This window comes from Homoserinimonas sp. OAct 916, from assembly GCF_003260275.1.
GTDB lineage: Bacteria > Actinomycetota > Actinomycetes > Actinomycetales > Microbacteriaceae > OACT-916.
The window spans coordinates 1-1,262 of sequence record NZ_QJHB01000035.1 but is presented as its reverse complement, the minus strand read 5'-3'; the positions used below and the strand labels follow the sequence as shown (position 1 = coordinate 1,262).

The following is a 1,262-nucleotide window of genomic DNA, read 5'->3' as shown; positions in this document are numbered from 1 at the left end:
GGCAATGTCAAGTGGTCGGGGCAACGTTGGGGTTCATGCTGCTTTGAGCAGCATGTTCAGCCGGTTGGCTGGGGTTTCAAGGTTCAGGGTCGGCCGGGGTCGGCGGTTCAGTATCGCCGCAACCCGGCGCAGGTCCTGCGGGGTGTGCACGGACAGGTCGGAGCTCTTCTCGAACCAGAACCGCAGCAACCGGTTCGTGTTCTCGTTACTGCCCCGCTGCCATGGTGAGTGCGGGTCACAGAAATATAGCCTCAGCTCTAAGGCCGTTTGGATCTGCGCATAGCTGGCCAGTTCCGAACCACGGTCCCAGGTGACCGAACGACGCAGATGCTCCGGCAGGTCCCGCATCTCACGGATCATCGCCGTGGCGACCGTATCCGCGGTGTGATCACCGGGCAGGTGCAGCAGGATCGTGAACCGGGTCGACCGTTCCACAAGGGTGCCGATCGCGGTCCCGTCACTTCCGATGATCAGGTCGCCCTCCCAATGCCCCGGAATCGCCCGATCGGTGACTTCCGCAGGCCGGTCGCTGATCGTGAATGCTTCCTTATAGGGGCTGTTCTTGCACCGGTCCGCGGTATGGGGGACCCGTCGTTTCCGCTTCAAGCTGAGTTTCTGTGCCAAGTCCGCCCGCAGGTTCCCGCGGGTCTGCACATACAACGCCTGGTAGATCGTCTCGTGACTTACCTGCATGGTCTCATCATCGCCGAAGTAGAACGCCAGCATGGACGAGATCAGCTTCGGGCTCCACCCCTCGTCCATCCAGACCTCGATCAGCGAGCACAATGCCCGGTGTTCCACGAGTTTGAACGGTTTCGGTCGACGCCTGGCCTGGTGCGCGCGGGTATGAGCGACGGACGCGTAATACACCCCGTCACGGCGGGTGTTCCGGTTGACTTCCCGCCACACCACTGACTTGTTCCGGCCGATCGCGTCGCCGATCTGGGCGTAACTGAGTCCGGACCGGCGGCCCATCTGGATCATGCCCCGCTCCGCCATTGACAGTGTTCGTCCCGGACCGTCCACGGCCGGTGCCGGGTCCGACAAGCCACCCTCGTTCCCGTAATCAATTGTCATCCCACCAGACTCGACCCACCACCGCGACCCGGTGCCGCCGGCCGCCCCGACACGCCGGGCCGCACCAGACACGGACGCGCCGGCGCACACCAGATCAACGAACTCGGTCCGCGTATTCGCCGGAAACAACTTGACCAATAGACACTCCATCACTCAGAGCGTTGCTACGACCATATGACTCTGCC

Annotated in this window: 1 protein-coding gene; it reads right to left on the bottom strand. The window is 62.9% G+C overall.

The annotated features are described in order from the left end of the window. Nucleotides 1–33 precede the first annotated feature (33 nt). The gene (locus tag DL891_RS16545) at nt 34–1,077 is read right to left on the bottom strand and encodes an IS30 family transposase (RefSeq protein WP_232819241.1); all 1,044 of its coding nucleotides are present in this window, start codon (nt 1,075–1,077) and stop codon (nt 34–36) included. Nucleotides 1,078–1,262 lie beyond the last annotated feature (185 nt).